Annotated in this window: 2 protein-coding genes; both read left to right on the top strand. The window is 62.9% G+C overall.

The genetic code is table 11. The annotated features are described in order from the left end of the window. The first annotated feature begins 166 nt into the window (after positions 1 to 166). Complete coding sequence (locus H6650_17095; GenBank protein MCB8953725.1) at positions 167 to 15,805, top strand: tandem-95 repeat protein; 15,639 nt, start codon at positions 167 to 169, stop codon at positions 15,803 to 15,805. A 156-nt stretch (positions 15,806 to 15,961) separates the two neighbouring features. Next, positions 15,962 to 26,014: an amino acid adenylation domain-containing protein gene (locus tag H6650_17090; GenBank protein ID MCB8953724.1), complete on the top strand. Its 10,053-nt coding sequence runs from the start codon at positions 15,962 to 15,964 to the stop codon at positions 26,012 to 26,014. Positions 26,015 to 26,047 lie beyond the last annotated feature (33 nt).

The raw sequence follows: 26,047 nt of genomic DNA, 5'->3' as shown, positions 1-26,047 counted from the left end.
CTTCGAAAAAACCGACAGCCCATCCCAATTGTCGCCCAAATCAGGAGATCCCCAAATGAAGTTTACACGCCGCATACGTCGCCCTCTGTACAAGGCTCTCTCCATACTACTGAGCCTCGCCCTTTTTTCCCAAACAGTGTTCCCATCACCATCCCGAGTCCGCTCCGTGGACGCAGCCTCGGCCAACCAGATAGCCGTGCCCATCAACAACGCATCGGGAGCCACGGCGGCGCAGCAGGCCGTTTCCGGGCTGTCCGCGGGCGTTACGGATTCGTTGGCGAAAGCGGGGGTCTCACCTTACAACATTCCCAACAACGTTCTTTTCAACCCCTTCGCCAATCCAGCTTACAACCCAGAGCCACCGGTTCTGGCAAATCCGATATCTCTTTCCCGTATTCAATCTGATTTCATTGTGGATACGGTCATTTCCGACACGCTGGTGGTGACGTTCACGGTGACCAATAACCGATCGGCGGCGATTCGTCCGGACATTGACACCAGCGGCGGCATTACGACGACCATGGCCAGTCTGGCAGCCGTGGACTACACGAATGATCCGAATGTGATTCACAATGTGCTGCTGGCGGATACGATTTTGCCGGCAAATGCCACCCTGCTCGAATCATCCATCCTCCCGGATCGCCAGGGAGATACGGTTGCCTGGAATCTGGGCGACATTTTGCCGGGCGAAAGCACCAGCCTGGTGCTGAAACTGCAAATCCCCGCCTTGCCCAGCGACTTTGTAGACCTGGACACAGGCGCGGGTGTTTGGGGAACGCTGCAAGATACGCCGGTAAATGCCGGCACGGCCCCCATCCGCCTCGTTCCCGCCGGCTTCGGCAACTGGCTCAAGTGGACCATTGACGCCGACTACTACGACCAATACGTCATCGACAAAGCCGCCGAACTCGGTGGCGATCCCAACGCCCTGTTTGAATATGTGCGCTCGCTAGGCTTCGAGAGCTACCAGGGCAGCCTGCGCGGCGCGCGCGGAACCCTCTGGAGCGGCGCGGGCAACGCCATGGACCAATCCAGTCTGCTCATCGCCATGCTGCGCGGCAACGGCATCCCCGCCCGCTACGTGCAAGGCCCATTGAGCCAGGCGCGTACCGAAGAACTGATCCTCTCCATGTTCCCCACGCCCAACAGCCTGGAAGGCTACCTGGACACCGGTGCCGGCCTCAGCGACCCCGCCCACAATCCTGACCTGATCGCCGAAACGCAAGACCACTGGTGGGTACAGGCGTACCTCAACGGCGCGTGGGTAAACCTGGACCCCAGCTTCAGCTACGCCAGCGCCGGGCAAATGTTCGCCGACAGCATCACAGCCGTTTACGACGAAACCCCGGACAATCTGCGCCACAAAGTCACCATCAAGCTGAAAGTCGAGGATTACCACCCGCTCAACATCGGCGGCGGCTCCCCCGGCTTCGCCTATACCTACCCCCTCAACCAAACCCTCAACAGCGTTGAACTGGTTGGCCGCCCCGTCACCTTACAGCACCTGGTGACCACCAACAGCCAGGGTGGCCTCATCTTCTCCTACGTGCAGCACACCTACGAGCCATATCTGATCATCGGGGAATCGGAAGCGTATATCGAAGGCGAATCCTTCCAGGAACTGATCTCCAATTTCCCCTTTGGCACGTTCATGATTACGGCGGAATGGCTCACGCTGGACATTCAAACGCCCGATGGCGCTGTGGAATCGTTCCAGCGCACCATTTTTGATAGTGTGGGCTTCGACGTGCGGCAGGGTGGCGGTATCCTGCCCGTGCAGATGTCCGGCGACTCGCCCGCCAAAGTGACGGAATTCGATTCCGTCACCGTTTGGGTGGGAACCAGCCGCACTGACCCCATCCACGTCCAAAACCTGGGCGGCGCGTTCCTGGACAGCAGCGTGCTAATGGAAAACCTGCGCCAGGAAGCAGCGCCACTTTTGGATCAGACGGAACTATCCGACGCGGACCTGGAAGCATTGATTCCCCTGCGCACGGCGATGCGGCAGACACTGCGCGAGTACAATGAGTTAAAACTGGCGGTTTACGCAGCTACGGATGACCAGATCGCCGATTACGACGAATCGTTCCTCGTGCGTTCTTACGCGGCCCGTCCCCGTTTGCTGGTGGCTGTCAACACATTTGATACCAGCCAACCGGACATGATCTCCGCGTCCAATGCGTTGGACCTGCTCAGCGCCGACTACCGCACGGTTGCCGCACCCGGCCAGAGCGTCGAAGCGGAACCGGCGTTCCGCCTGGTGTTGGGCATTTCGCAGACAAATGCGGAAATGGTCGTCAATGAACGCGCTTTTGGCCTCACGGGCGCTGTCAGTACCCTCACCATCTTCACGGCTGCCGCAGAGCAGGGGATTGAGGTCGTTTCGATCTCCGCCGACAATCTGGCGGACCTGGCGGCTCTGCAAATCTCAGACGAGGCAAAGGCGCGTATTACCAATGACGTGCAGAACGGGAATACGGTGGTTGTGCCGGCACAAATGGTCCCCATTAACGGCGTAGACACCATCGGCTGGTGGCGCGTCAACCCGGAAACAGGATACACCATTGGCGTCCTCGAAGGGGGACAACACGGCGCCTTCTTCGACTACGTGACCAACCTCGGTTTCGCCGCGACCGTCTTCGGCGTGTTCCTACTCACCTTCATCCTCGCCTTTGTCTCCGAATTTGTGGAAACCATGTGGGGTGGCGGTTTCGGCACCATCCTGGACATTATCCTGGGGCTTTGGGGCGCTATTGAACTCAGCCCCTTCTTCCTGATGGGCCTCTATGCCATACTCCTGGGGCTGGCCCTCTTCCTTTTCCTCGGCGTCACCGCGGCCTTGTTGATGGCCGCCGCCGGCGCGGCCGTCTTGCTGGCCATCTACCTGGGAGGGTTATGGGGCAACACCATGGGCGGCTGCGTAGCCACGGAACTACAAGGGGGGGCGGGCATCGGCGATGCCATTGTCACCTGCCTGGAACAGATGCTGCCGGGCGACCCACCGCCTACACCAACACCGCCCCCCTCGCCAACGCCCTCCCCCAGCCCTTCACCCACGCCGTCGCCGACGCCGCCTACCCCTTCCCCCACCCCCTCCCCCAGCCCCTCTCCTTCCCCTTCACCATCACCCACGCCGACAACCGTCGCGCACGTCGTGGCGGCAGGCGAAACGCTGTCTGGCATCGCGCAGCAGTACAACAACAACTTTGCTGCTCAAGGATTGTCCACATCGGTGGGCGCAATTCAATTGGCGAACCCCTGCAGCGGCGCAACCGGCAACTACTCTATCTGCAATCCGAACGAAATCTACGCCGGACAATACATCACCATCCCGCTCAACCCCGTTGGGGCGGGCGCTTTCACGCCTGACAATAACCCGTGGCCGCTCATTGCCGCCGCCGCAACACCGGCGCTGGGCTTTGCCGCCACCCCCATTCCCCAATTTGCGGCCACCGTAACCACCGACGTGCTGGAATGGATGCGCAAATCGGTGCTGGGCAAACCCGCCCTACAAATCACAACCACCCCCACGCCCACACCCATCGTTATACCTGTGCCGGACATCCAGATGGGCGGCGCTCAGGGCGAACCCGCGTTTGCGGATACGGACGCGGCTATCTACCAGGGCACGCCGGCCTTTGTCAACGACGCCTTCAGCGCCGATGTATCGGCGGATTTCGCCTCCTTCGCCGGTTATATGACGTCCACCTGGGCGGGCGCGGCGGAAACGGGCGTTGATTATGATGTGCTTTCGGCGGCGGCGGCCACGGTGCGTTTGGCCGACGGCACGTTGGTTGGCAGCGGGCAGGTGAATGCCTGGTCGCTGGGTGGGCAGCGGGACCACATCGCTTTTTCCGGCGCGGGCCTGGATTTCAGCGTGGATGGCTGGGGAAATGCCGGCAACTACGCCCCCGCGCTCTCTGGATTAGGAACAGCCATAAACTGGTCCGGGTATATCCTCAACATCACCGCCACCGCTTTTGACCCCGCCAACTTCGCCCCCGCCATCCTCTCCATCGACGGCGTTTTCTACGGCTACGGCAACTACCTCATCGAATTCAACAGCCCCGTGCAGGTCTGGGGCGGCGGCGCGAACCTGCTGCCCGCCTTCAGCAACGAATGGCAAACAAACCTCGACCAGGCCAGCGTTCACCTCGCCCCCGGCGTGGGCAGCGCCACCCTGGGCGCGCACGCCCTGGACGTCACCGCCGGCCTCGGCGTGGCCGGCTTCAGCGGCACGCTCACCGTCACCGAACAAACCACCACAACCGACCGCCTGCAACTGACGGGCACGGTGGCCCAGGTGATCCAACTCGACCAAACCCCGGCCACCAACACCATCATCCCCTTCCAGAGCGCCCAATTCCAGGTAGACGTCCTCTCCAACATCAGCGACACCTACTACCTGGAAGTTGCCGGCCCCATCGGCTGGCAAGTAAACGTAGACAGCAGCGGTCTGGTAACGGTGCAGCCTGGCCCCGAAGTGGCCCAGGTAGGCAGCTACACATTCGTGGTCACGGCCCAGTCCTATTCACGCCCGGAACTGGTTGCCACGCTCAACCACACCGTCAACATCACCCCGCACCAGGGAATGCTCTTTGACCTGACGCCCGATGGTCGCTTTACCGTGCCCATTGGCCCCGCCGCGCCCGATGCGGCTCCGGGCGACACCAACACAGGCCAACTGCAACTTCCCGATGCCACCTTCGCGGCAGTGATCACCAACACCTCCACGGTCTCCCACACCTTCAACGTCGCCCTAACCGGCATCTTACCCGACTGGCTGATCGTCGGCGGCGCGGCGGGACAGACAGACGCCACAATCACCCTGCCCGCCGGCGGTGTAGGGACGGTGGGCATTTACATTTCGCCCACACTCCCCCTGCCCGGCCCAGGCACAGCTTATCCGTTTGACGTGACGGCCACGGCGGTTGACAATCCCGCTCTGACGGAAACCCGCGGCGAACTGTTCGTCGTGCCGGCAATTCCCTTCAACTACCTCACCGCCGACCCCGCCCTCATCTACGCCTCCCCCAACATCACCGCCACCTTCAACCTGGCCGTTGAAAACGTCGGCAACGCCACGGGCGACTTCCCCATCACCGTCACCCTGCCCGTCACCACCTGGAGCGGCAGCTACACCCACGCCACCGGCCCGCTGCCCGCCGCCGCCACCTTCGATCAAGTCGTCACCTTCGTCCCCACGGGCGCAGCCGTCGGCGAAAACCACACCATCCGTATTGACAGCCCCGCGCCGGCCACCGCCTACACCCAATCCACCTCCGTGCAGGTTGCCATTCGCGGCCCGGAGACCGTCTGCGCCTACGAGGCCGTCCAGTTAGCCCCGGCAACCGATCCCGGACTCGTGGCCGCCCTGGACAATCTGCTGACGCAGCTTGAATTGTGGACGGACCTGGGCAACCTGGGGCAGCGAAACAACACCGTGGCGGCCATCCAAGAGGTCGCGGTACAGCTAGGCAGCTATGCCGGACTAACCGTCACCGGGCAGCTCACCACCATCGCCGGCCAGATGAGCGGTCACACCGACCCCGGCGATTTGGCCGGCGACCGCACCGCCCTCGGCAACATCCTCTGCCAGGACCTGCACCCCGTGCTATCCCTGCTTGCCGCCTACAATCCGGCTATGTCCGTCTTCCCCACCGTCCTGGCCACATTGCCCGGACGGACCGTCACGCCTACGCTCACGGTCATCAACTATGGCGACGCGCCCGCCACGGCCACATTCAGCCTTCAGGACGTCCCCGCGGGCTGGAGCGTGATCACGCCCACGCAGGTGAGCCTGCTCCCCGGCGTCGCGCAGCAGGTGGGCTTGCCGGTCACGCCCGGCGTCCTGGGAACGGACACGTTTGACGTGATTCTCGCCCTGCAAGAAGCGCCCGGCCTGGTCGTTTCCCGCACCGTAACCGTGCGTGTCGTCTCCGAGCTACTGCGCATCACCGACGTGACCCTGGACCCCAACTTCCTCAACGTGGGCACGGGGACGACGGACGTGAGCATCCGCCTGGCGAATCCCGCCGGGCTGCGCGCCGCCACGACAGCCGGCGTGCAGTTGACGGACGCGGGAGGCGCGGTGCGCAAGACGTTGTCTGCGCCGTTCAACGTGGCTGTCAACAACGAAGGCCCGTTCTTCCTGGGGCAGCTTGACATCACGGGTCTGGAGCAAGGTGTGTACACGGCCACCGTGCGCCTGCTGGATACGGATGGCACGGTTATCCCCAACGCCGTGGGCGCGAACTACCTGGCAATCGGCCAGGATTTGCAGGTCGCGTATGACCATCAGCCTGTGCTGGTGGCGCCGGGATTGCCGGGGATAGACGTGACCACGATGATCACGACCACACGTACGGACGTCCTTACGGGCACGGTTCCGTTTACGCCGACGCTGAAGTGGGCGCGGTCCAGTTTCTCAGTGCAGGGGACGTATAATCAGGTGATCAATATGCCGGCAGTAGCCGACATCAACCTCGACGGAACCCCAGACGTCATCTTCACCACCTACCGCAACGACCAATACGGCGCGGACGGCATCCTGCGCGTCATCAGTGGCGACGATGGCAGCGAAATCTTCAGCATCACCGCCTACCGCGTCAATCCCCTCTCCAGCGTTCTCATTGTAGACCTGGAAAATGACGGCTTCCCTGAAATTCTCGCCGAACGAGATGCCGGCGGCTACTACGCTTTCGACAACACCGGGGGTCTCAAATACACCAGTACCGCCTTCGCCAATCCGCAGTTTGGCAGTACGCCCGCCGTCGCCGACCTGAACAACGATGGTCTCCCTGAAATCGTCGTCGGACGCTACGCCCTCAACAATACTCTCAGCACCGTCACGGATCTCGGCGGCGGCGGCGGACCCGGCGGCGGCTCTGAACCGCTAATGACGGGCATCATCGCCGACGCCGACCTGGACGGCGCCCCCGAAGTCGTCGTCGCTAATACCATCTACTATGGCAGCGGCGGCGTCATGGCCCAGAACGCGGCGCTGCCCACCTATGGCGTCACCAACGGCGTCGGCAACTTCGACGCCGATCCAGAGCCAGAGTTCGTCCTCGTCTACGCCGACCCGGACTACTCGCCTCCGTTCAACGGCGGCAACAACAGCCAGGTGTACCTGCTTGACCACCAGATGAACATCATCTGGGGACCGGTGGTGATCCCCAAGAGCAGCGGCGCGGCAGCCGGCGGCAATGGCGGCCCCCCCACCGTGGCCGACTTTGACGGAGACGGCCTGCCGGAAATCGGTATTGCCGGCCACAGCAACTACGCCGTTATCGACACAGACGGAACCATTCTTTGGCTCAGCGTGACGCAAGACTACTCTTCCGGCTTCACCGGCTCCTCCGTCTTCGACTTCCAGGGAGATGGCCGCTCCGAAGTGGTCTACGCGGACGAACGTTATCTGCGTATCTACGACGGGCCAACCGGAAATGTGCTGTTTCAAACGCCGCACGCCTCCATCACGGGATATGAACTGCCGGTGACGGCCGACGTTGATGGAGATGGACATGCGGAAATCGTGGCTGCGACCAACAACTTCTTCTGCGGCATCGTCATCACCTGTGGCGGCAACTACACGGGTATTCGCGTGTACGAGTCCGCCAGCGATACCTGGGCAAACACCCGCCGCATCTGGCACGAACATGCGTATGATGTGGTCAGTGTAGACGATGCGCTGCAAGTGGTCAGTAACCCGACCCCCAACTGGCTGCTGTACAACACGTTCCGCAGCCAGGCGCCCACGCCGACGCAGGGGAACGCTTTCTTTGTGGATATTCGCCACAATCTGCCGCTGACAGGCGCGGACCTGATCACGGGGACGATTACGCCTGTACCGGTGAGCGCGACGGCGGACCAGGTGCATTGGTTGTATGCGCAGCAAGATCGTGAGGCGCAAAAGATCAGCCAGTTGACGCAGACGTTGATGCCGGCATTGCAGCCAGGCGAAGCACGTCCAATCTCCACCGGCTCCATCATCGAATTCACGCGCAACAACAACACCACCGTCGTCACCATCCCCCCGTTGTACGTCTCCGCACCGCACATCATCGCCATCACTCCCGACACCCGCGGCGTCACCCCCGCGACCACCACAGCGTACACCGTCACCGTCAGCAACGCCTTCTCCACCACGCAGACCATCAACCTGGCCATCTTGGGCCTGCCCGCCGCCTGGATCACCCTGGCGGACAGCGTTACCCTGGCCAGCGGGGAAACAGTGGATCTGCCGCTGACCGTGGCCGTACCCGCCGATGCCGCGTCGCAATCCTACACACTGCTGGCGCAGGCCTTGCCGGCAGGCGGCGGCGAAGACGTCACCAGCGCCATCCTGGACGTGCAACCCGGCCCATCGCTAAGCGTCTCCCCGGACTTGCAATACGCCCGCAATGGCGAAACCGTCGTCTACGACCTGGTACTGACCAATACAACCAACCAGGCCGAACAATACACCTTCTCCACGGACGGGCTGGGCAGCCTGCCCGTGGCGCTGCCCTCTCCGGTCGCCCTGAATGCGGGCGAGACATTCGTCGGCGTCTTCACCGTGACGGCGCAGGCGGAAGAAAGCACGCTCCCCTTCACCGTGCAGGCAACGGGGGCCACCGGCTTGACGGCGTCCGACGAAGCCGGCCTGGGGCTGCTGGATGGACCAGGCGTGGCGGCGTTGCTCACGCCCGCCAGCGCCACGGCCGGTCGCGGCACGCCCGCCATTTACGACCTGGTTGTCACCAACAGCGGCAGTATGCCCGACGTGTACACCTTTGCCGTCAATCTCCCCGCCGGCTGGAGTTACGAACTGCTGGTTGATGGCGTTCCCGTCACCGAACTGGCGCTGACGCCCTTTGTCTTCAACAGTGCCACGCTACGCCTGCTGGTGACGCCTGACGTCAATGCCACGCCTGCCGCCTATCCGGTGCAGGTTGTGGTCAGTTCGCAAGGCAACCCGGCGACCACGGCCGTGGCGGACGCGACGGCATTGGTGGCGGCGGAAGGAGTGCAGGTGAGCATCGCGCCGCAAAGCGTCACGATGTCGCCGACGGACGCGCAGGTGTGGGATGTGACGGTGACGAATACGGGACAGGTAGCGGATACGTTCCGACTCTCCGCTGCCGGCATTGTCTCCGCCACCGCCCAATTCTCATCCCCCTCCGTGGCCCTCGCCCCCAATGCTTCCACCGTGGTTCAGCTCTCCGTCCCCAACCTGGACTTCGCCCTCCCCACCACCTACCCATTCGCCGTCACCGCTCGTTCCACCGGTAATCCGGCCATCTTCAACACCGACGACGCAGACATCACCTTCACCGGATTCGAGGACGTTGCCGTGAGCATCACGCCCACGTTGCGCGTGGTAGACGGCTACGTGGCCGATCATCAATTCCTGCTGGTGATCACAAATACGGGTAACGTGGGCACGTTCTACACGCTGGACACCTTGATAGCACCCAACGGCTTTGCCGCGCCGGCGGTCTCCGAGCTATACATTCCCGCCCACCAGGCAGCGGCAGTACGGATCAACGTGAGCGTGAGCAGTGCCGGCACGTACAACATCACCGTCCAGGCCCAATCCACCACCACGGCTGCCGCCGCCGCCGCTGCGGCCACCCTCATCATCAACAGCCTGAACGACCCGCCCACCGCCGTGGACGACAGCGCCACCACGCCCGAAGACACCCCCATCACCGTGGACGTACTGGCAAACGATAGCGACCCCAATGGCGACGCCCTCACCGTGAGCGGCGTGACGCAACCCACCCACGGCGTCGTCGTCAACAACGGCGCAGATGTGACCTACACGCCCGATGCCGACTACAACGGCCCGGACAGCTTCACCTACACCATCAGCGACGGCAACGGCGGCACGGACACGGCGACCGTCTCACTGACCATCGCCCCGGTCAATGACGCACCCGTCGCCCTCAATGACAGCGACACCACATTAGAAGACGTCCCCGTCACCATTGACGTGTTGGCAAACGACACCGACGTGGACGGCGACGCCCTCACCGTGAGCGCGATGACGCAGCCCACGCATGGCGGCGTCGTCAACAACGGCACGGACGTCACCTACACGCCAGATGCCGACTACAACGGCCTGGACAGTTTCACCTACACCGTCAACGATGGCCACGGCGGCACGGATACGGCCACGGTGGCCGTCATTGTTACGGCTGTCGGCGACGCGCCCATCGCCATGAACGATAGCGCGACCACACCGGAAGACACGCCGGTAACGATTGACGTGCTGGCGAACGACTTCGACGGGGATGGCGATCCCCTCACGGTTACGGCTGTTTCCACCGCCACGCACGGCACGGTTGCGCTGAATCCGGACAGTAGTGTCACCTACACGCCCGACGCTGACTACCACGGTAGCGACAGCTTCACCTACACCGTCAGCGACGGCAATGGGGGCACGGACACCGCCACCGTCACCGTCACCATCACCCCCGTCAACGACCCGCCGCAGGCCGCCGACGACACGGCCACCACCCCGGAAGACACGCCCGTCACCGTTGACGTGCTGGCGAATGATGCCGACGTGGATGGCGATGCCCTCACCGTGAGCGCGGTCACGCAGCCCACGCATGGCGTCGTCGTCAACAACAGCGCGGACGTCACCTACACGCCGGACGCCGACTACCACGGTAGCGACAGCTTCACCTACACCGTCAGCGACGGCCACGGGGGCACGGACACCGCCACCGTCACCGTCACCATCACCCCCGTCAATGACCCGCCGCAGGCGGCCGACGACACGGCCACCACCCCGGAAGACACGCCCATCACCGTTGACGTGCTGGCGAATGATGCCGACGTGGACGGCGATGCCCTCACCGTGAGCGCGGTGACGCAGCCGGCCCACGGCCTCGTCGTCAACAACGGCGCGGACGTCACCTACACGCCGGACGCCGACTACCACGGCAGCGACAGCTTCACCTACACCGTCAGCGACGGCAACGGGGGCACGGACACCGCCACCGTCACCGTCACCATCACCCCCGTCAACGACCCGCCGCAGGCCAGCGACGACACGGCGACCACACTGGAAGACACGCCGGTGACGATTGACGTGCTGGCAAACGACAGCGACGTGGATGGGGATGCTCTCGCGGTCAGTTCCGTGACGCAGCCGGGCAATGGCGCCGTCGTCATCAACCCGGACAACAGTGTCACCTACACGCCCGATCAAGACTTCAATAGCACCGATAGCTATGACGGCACGGATAGCTTCACCTACGTCGCCGGAGACGGCAACGGTGGCAGCGCCACCGCCGTCGTCACGGTTACCGTCATCCCCGTTAACGATGCGCCGGTGGCTATTGATGACACGGCCACAACCGCGGAGGACACGCCCGTCACCATTGACGTGCTGGCGAATGACAGCGACGTGGAGGGCGATTCGTTGACCGTAACAGCGGCGACCGCTCCGTTGCACGGCAATGCCGTTGTTAACCCGGATAACACCATCACCTACACCCCTGCGGCCAACTACCACGGCCCCGACAGCTTCACCTACACCGCCAGCGACGGCAATGGCGGCTTCGACACGGCCACCGTCACGCTGACGGTTACGCCCGTGAACGATGCGCCAGTGGCGGCGGATGATACGGCGCTCACGGCGGAAGACACGCCGGTGACGGTGGACGTCCTGGCAAATGACGGCGACATTGACGGCGACGCGCTTTCTATCTCCGCCATCACGACGCCGACCCACGGCGTGGCCGTTCTCAATCCCGACAGCACCATCACCTACACGCCGGACATGAATGACAACGGCGCGGACAGCTTCAGCTACACCATCACGGATGGGCATGGCGGTGCTGCTACCGCAGTGGTACATGTCACCATTGCCGCCGTGAACGACAATCCAAACGCGGTCGATGACGATGCCGTAACGGCGGAAGACACGTCCGCGACGATTGACCTGTTGGCGAACGACACGGATGTGGATGGAGACACGCTGTTGGTGGAGAGTGTGACGCAGCCTATGCACGGCGTGGTTGTCAACCATGGCGCGGACGTCACCTACACGCCTGCCGCGGATTACCACGGTGCGGACAGTTTCACGTATACGGTGAGCGACGGGAACGGGGGCACAGACACGGCCACCGTTTCCATCACTATCACGCCGGTCAATGATGTGCCCGTAGCTGTAGATGACATCGCCACAACGCCGGAGGACACGCCTGTAACCGTTGACGTGCCGGCAAATGACAGTGATGTGGACGGAGACACGCTCATAATCAGCAGCGTGACCACACCCACGCACGGCTCTCTCGTCGTGAACCCAGACAACACGGTCACCTACATGCCCGACGCGGATTATCACGGCACGGATAGCTTCAACTACACCATTAGTGATGGGCAGGGCGGCATGGACACCGCGCTGGTGACGATCACCGTAACGCCAGTCAATGACGCTCCCGTTGCCGCCGATGACGCCGTGTCCACCCAGGAAGACACGCCCGTGACCATTGACGTGCTGGCAAATGACGGCGATGTGGATGGCGATGGCCTTAGCGTCACCGCCGTGACCACACCAACGCATGGCAGCGTGACCATCAACCCGGACAACACGCTCACCTACACGCCCGCCGCGGGCTACAATGGCGCGGACAGTTTCGCCTACACCATCAGCGATGGCCACGGCGGCTCCGACACCGCCACGGTTGCCGTCACCGTCTCCGCGGAAAACGACAACCCGGTAGCGACGGATGACAGTGCGACGACGGCGGAAGATACGCCGGTCGTCATTGACGTTCTGGCAAATGACGCGGATGCGGATGGGGACGCGCTGACCATCAGCGGCGTCACGCAGCCCGCGCATGGCATGGTCGGAAACAGTGGCACGGACGTGACTTACACGCCTGACGCTGATTACTTCGGTGTGGATACCTTCAGCTACACTGTCAGCGATGGGAATGGCGGCAGCGATACCGCCAGCGTCACGGTGACGGTGACACCGGTCAATGACGCCCCGACGGCGGTTGATGACACGGCAGCAACGCTGGAGGATACACCCGTTACGGTTGACGTATTGGCGAATGACAGTGACGTGGAGGGTGATCTGTTAACGGTTGCCTCGGTGACCCCGCCGGGACATGGCATTGCCACGGTCAACCCGGACAACACGATCACCTATGCGCCCGATGCCGACTTTAATGGCGCGGACAGCTTCACGTATACGGTGAGCGATGGGAACGGCGGCGTGGATACGGCTGCGGTCAGCATCACCGTGATCCCCGTCAACGATGCGCCCGTTGCCGTGGCGGACAGCGCGGCGACGGCGGAAGATACACCCGTGGCGATTGCCGTGTTGAGCAACGACAGCGACGTGGATGGGGATACATTGAGCGTCACGGCGGTGACGACGCCCAGCAACGGGACGGTTGTTGTGAACCCGGATGGGTCGATCAGTTATACGCCCGCCGCCGACTTCTATGGCGGCGACAGTTTTGCCTATACGGCAAGTGATGGTCAGGGCGGCAGCGACACGGCCACCGTTTCCATCACGGTGACGGCGATAAATGATGATCCACTGGCCGTGGATGACGCGGTTACCACGCCCGAAGACACGAGCGTGACGGTCAATGTGTTGGCGAATGACACCGATGTGGATGGCGATACATTGACGGTGGCGGCGGTTAGCACGCCCGCGCACGGCAGTGTGGTCATCAACGGAGACAATACCGTCACGTATACGCCGGATACCGATTACTTTGGTCCCGACGGTTTCAGCTACACGGTGGATGACGGCCAGGGTGGTGCGGATACGGCGACGGTGACGATCAGTGTGACGCCGGTGAATGATGCGCCGGTTGCCGGCATTGACGCTACCGCCACTGACGAAGATACCCCTGTGATCATTGACGTGCTGGCCAATGATGACGACGTAGACGGAGACCCCCTGACCGTGACAGCCGTCACGACGGCCACCCATGGCTCCGTGGTTATCAACCCGGATAACACCATCACCTACACGCCTGATGCGAACTATCACGGCGCGGACAGCTTTAGCTACACTATCAGTGATGGGCAGGGTGAAACGGCGACGGCTTCCGTCACGGTAGCCGTGAACCCGGTGAATGACGCGCCCGTGGCGGTTGATGACAGCGCGGTAACGGCCGAAGATACGCCGGTGACGGTGGTCGTGCTGGCGAATGACAGCGATGTGGATGGGGATGGGCTGACGGTGGTGGCGGTGACAATGCCGGCATTCGGCACAGCCACCATCAACCCCGACAACACCATCACCTACGCCCCCGCTCCCAACTACAATGGCCCCGATAGCTTCAGCTACACCATTGACGACGGCAACGGCGACATCGACACCGCTCTCGTCACCATCACCAGCACCCCCGTCAATGACGCCCCCGATGCCGTAGACGACGCGACAGTCACGGACGAAGACACCGCCGTGACCGTGGATGTGCTGGCAAACGACAGCGATGTGGATGGCGACGACCTCTCCGTCACCGCCGTCACCACCCCGCTGCAAGGCAGCGCCATCATCAACCCGGACAACACCGTCACCTACACACCCGCCGCCGGTTACAATGGCAGCGATAGCTTCAGCTACACCATTAGCGACGGCCACGGCGGCAGCGACACCGCCCTCGTCACCATCACGGTCACGTCCGTCAATGACAACCCCGTCGCCAATGACGATGCCGCCACAACTCCCGAAGACACGGGTATCACCATGGACGTCCTCGCCAACGACACCGACGCGGACGGTGACAGCCTGACCATCGGCAGCGTCACGCAGCCCGCGCACGGCTCAGTCGTCAACAACGGCGTGGACGTCACCTACCAGCCAAACGCCAACTACTACGGAGCGGATAGCTTCACCTACACCATCAGCGATGGTCATGGTGGCAGCGATACCGCTTCTGTTGCCATCACGGTCAGTCCGGTCAACGACAGCCCCAACGCCGTCAACGACACGGCCAACACATCCCAAGACACGGCCGTGACCATTGACGTGTTGGCAAACGACAGTGATGTCGATGGCGACAGCCTCACCGTGGCCTCGGTGACGCAGCCACCCGCCGGCTTCGCCGCGATCAATCCGGACAACACCATCACCTACCTTCCCGATGTCGGCTTCAACGGCGTGGACAGCTTCACCTACACGGTGAGCGATGGGCACGGCGGCAGCGATACGGCAGTCGTGACCGTGAATGTCACACCCGGCTCCAGCCCGTGCGAACTGTATCCCATTGCCCTGCATGAAGACACGCTGGACGATGCGGAGGTGGGCGACCTGTTGGAAGACATCCTGAATGGGGAAAATGCCGGCAACTTCGGTTGGTTGACCTGGACGGGGGACAACGGCGTACCCACCCTGGTTGCCAGCCTGACGCCTCCCGGAAACAGCTACACGTACATCAACCCCTACGATCCAAACGATCATGTGGTATCCGCACATGACTGGGTGGAAGGTAAGCCTGGTGTTTCCAACGCCAGATCGATCCGTGACGCGCTGGACGTGCTCAAGGGCATCGACATCATCGTTCCCGTCTGGGAAGACGTCCAGGGCAACGGCGCCAACGTCTCCTATCGGATTACGGAGTTTGCCCGCGTGCGGTTGGTTGACTACCAATTGCCCAAACAAGACCGTATTTCCGTTATCTTCCTCGGCTATGCTTCCTGTGGACAGGACGACGATGGCGACGGCGAGATGTCCGCAATCGACATGGAACGGATCATTGTCGATCTCGGCCGGCTTCAACCGCTGGCGCGGAATGTAACAGTGACGCGGCAAGATGACTGGCTTGAAGTGTGAAGTTGTTTTCGGACGGTTCCTAAATACCCGTTCAGCGCATCCGTCAATTCCTCAGGGAAGCCGTTAACGGATGCGCCCTAATTGACGCCTGGCCGCACCATTATGGGGGTGGCGCCGGCAGCAATGCTGACGCCACCCCCTGGCATTGGAGCAGAGATGGATCAAATTCCTCGTCGTGATGACCTTTCCCCTCGGCAGAAACGAGAACTGCTGGCGGAATTGCTACGTCGGCGGCTGGGGGAATCTGGCTCCGCTCCCGCAGGCCCACCGCTGGCCGAAGGACCAGGATCGTCCTCAGGACAGCCATTGTCCTTCGGCCAGCAAACGTTGTGGTTTCTGTACCGGCTGGCTCCGGAGAGTTGGGCTTACAATACGCTGCTGGCGTTTCGGGTCCGGGGGGGGCTGGATGTGCCGGCATTTCACCAGGCCTGCCAAACCCTCTACCAACGACACGCCAGCCTGCGCCTGCGCTTCCACGCCGCCAACGGTCAGCCCCAACAACAAACCCAACCACCTGATACGCCCATCCCCTTCTTCCCCATTGACGCCGCCGGCTGGTCAGAAGAAACCTTGCAAACCGAACTGACCGCCGCCGCCCGCCAACCCTTCAATCTGGAAACAGGCCCCCTGTTTCGCGTTCACCTCTTCACACACGCACCCGACGATCACGTCCTGCTCCTTTCCGCCCACCACATCGTCATTGACCTCTCCTCCTACATGCTCCTGGTGGAAGAACTGCGGATACTGTACACGGCGCTACGCCAGGGACAGGCTCCTGTTCTGCCCTCCCCCGGCAGAAGCATAGCCGATTACGTTCACTGGCAGATAGCTTTCGTGCAGAGCGATGCCGGCATTCAACAACAACACTACTGGCAGGCGAAACTCCAGGGCGAAATCCCCCTGCTCAACCTGCCCACCGACCGCCCCCGCCCACCTCGCCAGACCTTTCGCGGCGCATCACTCACACACACCATTCCTTCCGCCCTGACCCAGCAGCTCAAAAACCTGGCCGCCACCCACAAAACAAGCCTCTACACCCTCCTCCTCACCGCCTACAAAACCCTCCTCTACCGCTATACCGGACAAGAAGACCTCATCATCGGCACGCCCACCGCAAGCCGACACCACCCCGACTTCACCCGTACAGTCGGCTACCTCGTCAACATGCTGCCCCTGCGCAGCCGGCCAGACAGCCAAACACCCTTCAGCGACTTTCTAAAACAGGTACATCAGACCGTGTTGGAAGCGCTGGAAAACCAATCCTATCCCCTGGCCCTCATCGCCCAAAACCTGCGCCTGAACCGCGACCCCAGCCGCTCACTCCTCTTCGACGCCGCTTTTGCCCTGGAATCCGCCCGGTTTGACAGCCAGGGGCTGGCCCCGCTGCTTCTGGGGCAAACGGGCATGCAGGTTGCCTGGGACAACCTGCACCTGGAGGCGCTCTCGTTGCCGCAGCAAGAAGGTCAATTTGACCTCACGCTGCACCTGTTCGAAACGGACGACGCCCTCTCCGCCGCCTGGCTCTACAACCCCGACCTCTTCGACGCGCCCACCATCACGCGCATGAGCCGCCACCTGCAAACCCTCCTGGCCGGCATCGTGGCCGACCCCGCCCAAACGCTGGCCGCGCTCCCCCTCCTCACCGACCAGGAAAGGGCGCAACTGCGAAGTTGGAACGAGACGGAAGCCCCTTTTGCCCACGACAAATGCTGGCACGAGTTATTTGAGGCGCAGGCCCGACAGCAACCAGACGCCCCCGCGCTCATCATCGGCAACGCGCAAATAAGTTACGCCGAACTGGATGCTCGCGCCAATCGCCTGGCTCACTATCTACAGGCAGTTGGCATTGGCCGCGACAGCCACGTGGCCATCAGTTGCCACCGCTCCGCGGAAATGGTCACGGCGATCCTGGCCGTCCTCAAAGCGGGTGCGGCCTATGTGCCCCTGGACCCCGACTATCCCCCGGAGCGGCTGGCATTCATACTGGCTGACGCGCAAATAACCTTGCTGCTGACCCAAAAGGCACACGCCCCAACCTACGAGACCATCACCGCGGATTATCAACCGCCCCTCCCCAGCCTTTGTCTGGATGCCGATTGGCCCACCATCGCCGCCTATCCCGACGACAAGCCCGCCACCAACGTCACCCCGGATGCTCTGGCTTACCTCATCTACACCTCCGGCACTACCGGGCAACCCAAGGCGGCGCAACTTGCCCATCGTAGCCTGGTGAATGTCTCCGCGGCCCAGGCGGACCTCTTCGGCGCGGGTCCGGGTCAGCGCGTACTGCAATTCGCTTCCCTTAGCTTTGATGCCTCCGTCTTTGAGATAACGATGGCGCTGACAACGGGCGCGGCCCTTTGCCTGGGCGACCATGAATCGCTGCTGCCTGGCCGTCCCCTGTGGCAGTTCTTGCGACAAACGCGCGTCACCATTGTCACCCTGCCCCCATCGGCGTTAGCCATGCTGCCGGACGAACCGCTGCCCGATCTGCGCGTGATCACGGTGGCCGGGGAAGCGTGCCCGGCGGAACTGGTGGATCGATGGGGACCTGGGCGCCTGTTCTTTAACCTGTATGGCCCCACCGAGGCTACCATCTGGTCTAGCGTCCAGGCGTGTACGCCGGGCGCGGGACCGCCGCCAATTGGTCGCCCCATTCCCAACACGCGCCTCTACGTGCTGGACAAAGATGGGCAGGCTACCCCCGTAGGCGTGCCTGGCGAGTTGTACATCGGCGGCGTCGGGCTGGCGCGTGGCTATCATGGCCGCCCGGACCTGACCGCCGCGCGGTTCTTGTCGCTGCCGCCAGAGCGCGCCGGGACGGTTCCAGGCGAGCGTCTGTATCGCACAGGAGACCTGGTGCGCCGCCTGCCAGACGGCGCGTTGCAGTTTCTGGGGCGGACGGACCATCAAGTGAAGTTGCGCGGTTTTCGCATTGAATTGGGGGAGATTGAAGCGGCGTTATGCCGGCATTCCACCATCCGTGAAGCCCTCGTCATGACACAGCAAAATGATCGCCTGGTCGCCTACCTCCTCCCCGCCCCCGGCCAGACCATCATCCCCACCGAAGTGCGCCACTTTTTGCAAACAACCCTGCCCGCGTACATGGTCCCCGCCCACTTCGTCCCCCTTTCCACATGGCCCCTCACACCCAACGGCAAAATTGACCGCCGCGCCCTCCCCGATCCGGCCGCCACCCTTCTCCCCACCGTCGCCCCGGAGACGGAAACAGAGCAGATGATTGCCGGCATCTGGCAAAAACTCCTCCACCTCCCCGCCATCAGCATCCACGACAACCTCTTCGACATCGGCGCGCACTCACTGCTCGTCGTGCAAGCCCACGAACAAATCCAGGCCCGCCTGCAACGCGCCTTTGGCGTCGTCGAGATGTTCCGTCACCCCACCATCAGCCAACTAGCCGGCTACCTTACCCAGGGCGACGCGCCCCCATCCCCCCGCCCCACGCCATCCCCCCGCCACCAGGCAAACACAGACATCGCCATCATCGGCCTCAGCGGTCGCTTCCCCGGAGCCAGAAACATCACCGAATTCTGGCACAACCTCTGCCAGGGACGGGAATCCATTCATTTCTTCACCGAGGCGGAACTGGACGCCGCCGACATTCCCGCCGCCCTGCGCGCCGATTCCCATTTTGTGCCCGCCGCGGCGCAATTGGACGACATAGACCAGTTTGACGCCGCGTTTTTTGGTTTTACCCCACGCGAAGCGGAGATGATGGACCCGCAGCACCGCCTTTTCCTGGAATGCGCCTGGTCCGCGTTGGAAGATGCCGGCTGTGTACCACAAAACAACCACGCGCGCATCGGGCTTTTTGCCGGCACAGGGCTTAACAGCTACCTCCTGCAACACCACGCCCAACACAACCTGCTGCAAAATTATCAAGCCCTCATCGGTAACGACAAAGATTTCCTGGCAACCCGCGCCGCCTACGAACTCAACCTCACCGGCCCCTGCCTCACCGTGCAAACAGCCTGCTCCACCTCCCTCGTCGCCGTGCACCTGGCCGCGCAAAGCCTGCGCAACGGCGAATGCGACCTGGCCCTGGCGGGAGGCGTCTCCGTCAACCTGCTGCAACAACATGGCTACCTATACCACGAAGGCGCCATTTTCTCCCCCGATGGGCATTGCCGCCCGTTCGATGCCCAGGCGCAAGGAACCGTTTTTGGCAGCGGCGTTGGCATGGTCGTTCTCAAGCCGCTGGCGCAGGCGCAAGCCGACGGCGATACTATCCACGCCATCATCAAAGGCACGGCAGTGAACAACGATGGCGCGGCCAAAGTCGGCTACACAGCCCCTGGCGTCGCCGGTCAGGCGGCAGCCATTGCCACGGCGCTGGCAGCCGCCAACGTGCCCGCGCACACGATTCGCTATATTGAAGCCCATGGAACGGGCACGCCCCTGGGCGACCCGATTGAGATACACGCCCTGAACCAGGTGTTTGCACCGTTGGTGAACGAACCGGCGCACTGTGCCGTGGGGGCGGTCAAGAGCAATGTGGGGCATCTCGATGCGGCTGCCGGCATTACCGGCCTCATCAAAACCGTTCTCGTTCTCAAACATGGCCTGATCCCGCCTTCTCTACATTACCAAACGCCGAATCCACAAATTGATTTTGCCGGCACACCCTTCTACATCAACACACAACTCATACCCTGGCCCGACGCCCCCTTCCCTCGCCGCGCCGGCGTCAGCGCCTTTGGCATTGGCGGAACCAACGCCCACGTCATACTGGAAGCCGCCCCGCCACCTCCCCCGCCCCCGTCCCCCCAAACCGACCAACTGCTCCCCCTTTCCGCCCACACGGAAACCGCCCTGGCCACCCAGGCCCTCAACCTGGCCGAACACCTGCGACAAAACCCCGGCCTTTCTCTGGCCGCTGTGGCCGCCACGCTGCAAACGGGGCGATACCCCTTTGCCCACCGGCGCGCCCTTGCCTGCAAGGATGTTCCCGACGCCATAGCGCGCCTGGCGGACCTGTCATCCGGCGCAACAGGCATGGCCGCCGAAAACGCGCCACCCGTTGTATTCATGTTTCCGGGGCAAGGGAGTCAATTTGCCGGCATGGGGCAAACGTTATACGAAGAATACTCAGTTTTTCGCCAGCAAATTGACACCTGCGCCCACCATCTGGCCCCCCTCCTGGAACTAGACCTGCGCGACCTGCTCTACCCAGCGCCAGACCAGATCGAACCCGCCTCCGCCCGGCTCAATCAGACCCAATTCACCCAACCCGCCCTCTTCGCCACCGCCTACGCCCTGGCCGCCTTGTGGCGCGCCTGGGGCATCCACCCCCACGCCATGCTCGGCCACAGCATCGGCGAATACGTGGCCGCCTGCCTCGCCGGCGTATTTACCCTGGAAGAGGGACTGCGCCTCGTCGCCGCCCGCGGGCGTCTGATGCAATCCCTCCCGCGCGGCGGAATGCTGTCTGTCTCCCTGTCGCCAGAACAGGTCAACCCCTGGCTCCCCCCCGAACTGAATGTAGCCGTGATCAACGAGCGGGAGCGCTGCGTCGTTGCCGGCCCTCTGCCGCCGCTGCACGTGCTGGCAGACCAGTTATCCACGGCAGGCATCACCAGCCGTCTGCTGCAAACCAGCCACGCCTTCCACTCCCCCATGATGGACCCCATCCTGGCTGATTTCGCCGCCGTCGCCCGCGCCATGGCCTTACAGCCGCCCCAACTGCCGTACATCTCCAACGTCAGCGGCACATGGATCAGGAATGACCAGGCCATGGACCCGGACTATTGGGTACAGCAGTTGCGTCAACCGGTGCAGTTTGCCACCGGTCTGGCGCAAGTCAGCCGCGATCCCGCGGTGCTACTTCTGGAGGTAGGCCCCGGCCAGGCGCTAACCCAACTGGCGCGGCGACAAGTTACCCAACCCGTCCTCCCCGCCATGCGTCATCCACGGGCGGCGCAGTCAGACGCCGCCGCACTGCTCTCCGCTGCCGCCCAACTCTGGGTGCGCGGCGCGCCAATCGCCTGGGAGCAGCTTCACCCACAGCCGCGACGACGAGTGCCGCTGCCCCCTTATCCCTTCGAGCGACAGCGGTACTGGCTGGAGACGACACCGCCAGCGGTTGCCGCGCCCAAGCCGGCGGCACAGGGCGTAAGCGACCTCTTCTACTTGCCGTCCTGGAAGCGCACGCTGCCCCCTGCCAGTCGGCCACTGCCCACCGGCCAATGGCTGCTGTTTGCCACGAACGAAAATGATCCCGTTGTTGCTTCCTTGCGCGCCGCGCTGCGCGCCCAGGGGCAGACGCCCATTATGGTTTTTGCGGGCGCGGCGTTTCAGGCTCTGGGTGATGATACATTCTGCATAGACCCATCCGTCCCTCAGCAGTACGCCCAACTTTTGGCGCAGCTTCCGTACCCGCCGGACCGCATCATTCATGCCTGGTCGTTGGCCGCGGAGATGGAGCCGTTAACGGCCAGTTTTTACAGTTTAGTCTACCTGGCACAGGCCCTCGGCGGGCTGGCGCACGTTTCGCCACGGCATATTGACGTGCTTTCGCGGCAGATGCAGTCTATCGCCGGCGAAACGGAGAACCGTCCAGGACAGGCGGTGTTGTTAGGGCCTTGTCGTGTCATTTCCCAAGAGTATCCGTCGGTCACGTGCCGCGCAATTGATCTGGACGCGCGCGAATGGGGGCTGCTGCCGCGAGAGTTGGCTGTGGCGGAACCGGGCGTTGTGGCCTTTCGGGGGCAGGCGCGTTGGGTTCCTACTTATGAATCGGTGACTTTGCCGGCATCGGCTATGCCGGCATCCCTCCTCAAACCCGACGGCATCTACCTGATCACCGGCGGGCTGGGAGGCGTTGGCCTACAAGTAGCGGCCTATCTGGCGCAAACAGGGCGGGCCAGAATCGTACTGCTCACCCGCTCCGAATTCCCCCCGCCGGAAACCTGGCCGGAAATCGCCCCCGACCATCCACACGCAACGGCAGCGCGCCAACTGCACGCGCTGCGGGCGCAAGGGGCCGAGTTGCTGGTCGTGCAGGCGGATGTGACCGATTTGTCCCAGGTGGAGCGGGCCATCTCGCTGACGCGGGCGCATTTTGGCGGACTGGATGGGGTATTCCACGCTGCCGGCATTTCCGGCGGCAACCTGATACAACAAACAACCCCGGAAACAGCCGCCCCCATCCTGGCCCCCAAAGTCATCGGAACGCTTAACCTCGCCCGCGCCCTGGAAACGTTTCCCATTGATTTTCTCTGTCTCTTTTCCTCACTCGTCGCCATCACCGGCGGCCCAGGACGCACCGCCTACACCGCCGCGAACGCCTTCCTCGACGCCTTCGCCGCTTCTTACCGCAATCGCGGCGAGATGTTTGTTTTCTCCGTCAACTGGGACACATGGCGGGGTGTCGGCATGGCCGCGCCTGCGCACACGCGCCCATCACCCCCCATCCATCCCCTGTTGCAGGAAAAAGTAGAAACCAATGACGCGCGCGCCGTGTACCGCGCCTGGCTCCATCCCGACCGTTACTGGGTCCTCGCGGAACACCGCATCATGTCCCACCCCTCCCTGGCGGGCACGGTCTACCTGGAAATGGTGCGCGCCGCTTTTGCCGAGCACACGGCGCACACGCAAATGCAGTTCCACGATGTCTACTTCCTTACGCCGCTGGTCATGGCGGCGACGGAAGAACGGGAGATACGTGTCGTGCTGGAAAAGGAAAATGCCGGCACAAACCAGTATCAATTTACCGTGCAAAGCCAGGAAGGGCAGGCGTGGCAAACCCATGCTCAGGGCAGCGTATCGCCACTCGCGCCCACGGCAACGCCTCGCCACGACATCCCCGCGCTGCTGGCCCACTGCCCGCGAGAAATTCCCGTGCGCGCGGAAGATTTACGGCGAGAACAGATTGAACTTGGCCCCCGTTGGCGCGGCCTGCAATCATTGCGTGTGGGTGAGGGGGAGGCGGTAGCCGCTATCACCCTGGACGCGGCGTTTGCGGAAGATTTACGCGCCTATCTGCTGCACCCGGCGCTGCTGGATGTTGCCGCCAGTTTTGCCGGCCAGTACGTAGCGCAAGGCAGCTATCTGCCGCTGTCTTACCGCCGCCTGGCGCTAAAAGCGCCGCTGCCGGCACACTTGTTCAGTCACGCCCGTTTTTCGTCCCCGCCGGAGACGAGTGCGGAGACGATTACGGTGGATGTGACCCTGCTGGATGCGTCTGGGCAGGAACTGGTAGAGATCGAAGGATTTTCCTTGAAGCGCGCTGATCCGGCGCAATGGCAGGTGTTGGCGCGGCAATTGCCACAGATGGAAAATGTGTATGCCGGCATTTCCCCCGCCACCGCCATCGAAGCCCTCCACCGCATCCTGGCCCACCAACCCGCGTCGCGCCTGCTCGTCTCCGCCTACGCCCCGGACGAACTGATCCGCCGCATCGAGACACAGGCAGCGCCCCCCTTACCCATTCCACCCCGCGCCACCCACGACCGCGGTCGCGTCAAAACCCCGTACGCGCCCCCACGCAGCGAACCGGAACGCATTCTCAGCCAGATATGGCAAGAGCTACTGGGCATTGCCCCCATCGGCATCCAGGACAACTTCTTTGAATTGGGTGGCGACTCCGTGCTGGCGATCCAGATCATCTCCCACGCCCGCCAACACGGACTACGCTTCTCCCCCAATCAGTTGTTCACCCACCAGACCATCGCCGAACTGACGCAGGCGGCGTACACAGACACCGCAACCCCATCCGGGCCGCCGCCGGACACGGAAAACGCCTCTCCAGACCACGACTACCCCCTCACGCCGATTCAATCCTGGTTTTTCTCCCAATCATTCCCCCAACCCCACCACTGGAACCAATCGCTGCAACTGACGCTGCGCCGCTCCCTGGATACGGCCACGCTCTCGGCGGCGCTGCAAGCCGTGCTGGCCCACCATGACGCTTTGCGACTGCGCTTCCAACGCGCGGAAAACGGTTGGCGACAGTCGTTTGCTCCCATTCCCGCCGCGCCGCCGCTGGTGGTAGTGGACTTGTCGCCGTACCCCCCCGCCGACCAGGGGCAGCAGATCGCCGCGCAAACGGCGGCCTGGCAAACGCGCCTGGACCTGGCGCGGGGGCCGCTATTCCAGGCCATCTATTTTCGTCGCGCGCCCGCCGCGCCAGATCAATTACTGCTCATTGCCCATCACCTCGTCGTAGATGCCTTTTCCTGGTCCATCCTCCTGGCGGATTTGCAAACCGCCTATGCACAAATCGCCCAGGGGGACAGCGCGACACTGCCGGCAAAAACGGCCTCGTTTCAGACCTGGGCGGAGCAGTTGCGCGCGCTGGCGGCGCAGCCCGAAATGGGGGCGGAATGGGCTTATTGGCGCGAAGCGACCTCATTGGCGTCCGCCAGATTGCCGCTGGACGGCGGCGCAACGGCGGGCGACCTCTCTGATCCCGCCGCCAATACGGTGGAAATGGCGCAATCGGTGACAGTGGCGCTGGACCAGGCGGAAACGTCGGCGCTGCTGCGTGACGCGCCCCGCGCCTACCACACCGGCGTGGCCGACATTCTGCTCACAGCCCTGGCGCAAACGATGACGATCTGGACGGGTGCTGCCGCCGTGCTGGTGGCGTTGGAGGAAAATGGACGAGATGCCGGCACGCTACCCCCTGACTATTCCCGTACCGTGGGGTGGTTTACAACCCTGTACCCGGTAGCACTGCCTGGCGACATCACGGAACCGGGCGCGGCTATTCGCACCATCAAAGAGCAACTGCGCGCCGTGCCCCGCCAGGGTGTGGGGTACGGGCTGCTGCGCTACGTGCGCCCAACGTATGACGTCGCCTCGCAAGCGGAGAAGCTGCCACAACCACAAATGAGCTTCTTGTATTTGGGGCAGATAGAAGAAATAGCGACGGGTGAGCTGTATGCCGGCATTCAATCCCCCCCCAACGAGCGCGCCCCCCACTCACCACGCCCCTATCTGCTGGACATCATCGCCCACGTCACCGAGCAACGCCTGCGCGTCACCTGGACCTACAACCCCCATTTTCACCAACCCAACACCATCGACAACCTGGCCCAAACGTACCGCCAGCGGCTGCAAACCTTGATCACCCATTGCCAGACGCAAGAAATCGGCCAGTTTACCCCCTCCGATTTCCCGGAAGCCGGACTTGACCAGGAGGCGTTGGACGAACTGGTAGCCCTGTTTACCCAGGAGTCCACATAACTCACGGCGCCATGAAAAACCCGATTGAAGACA

The organism is Ardenticatenales bacterium (genome assembly GCA_020634515.1).
GTDB lineage: Bacteria > Chloroflexota > Anaerolineae > Promineifilales > Promineifilaceae > JAGVTM01.
This window is presented reverse-complemented; position numbering and strand designations above follow the sequence as displayed.